Annotated in this window: 1 pseudogene; it reads right to left on the reverse strand. The window is 27.9% G+C overall.

Annotated features, from left to right (window positions below):
* Positions 1 to 330: pseudogene (locus tag SB717_RS34500) on the reverse strand (hypothetical protein); the annotation flags it as partial.

Raw genomic sequence — 330 nt, forward strand, 5'->3', positions numbered from 1 at the left:
AATAATAGTAAGCACGATAAGATAAATAAATATATTCCACACCATAAAAGGATCTAGAACCAATTAACAGTTTATCTTCTAACTCTTTTAATTTTGCATAACCAAGTGTTCTAGATTTATTCTTTTTCCCTTTTTGGTAGCCGAATAGATTTAGGAACTGTGACTTTAACATGTAGGGCTGATGATGGAGCATAAATGTAAATAGATTATGATAATGCTTCATGATGAATAAATGTAATTCATCACTTAATTTTCTTTTATGTGGATCTTCCTGAATGTCATGTAAGTTTAAGATATAAGGTGAATTAGTATTATTCATAATTTCATGTA

Source organism: Priestia sp. SIMBA_032, assembly GCF_046535215.1.
Lineage (GTDB): Bacteria > Bacillota > Bacilli > Bacillales > Bacillaceae_H > Priestia > Priestia aryabhattai.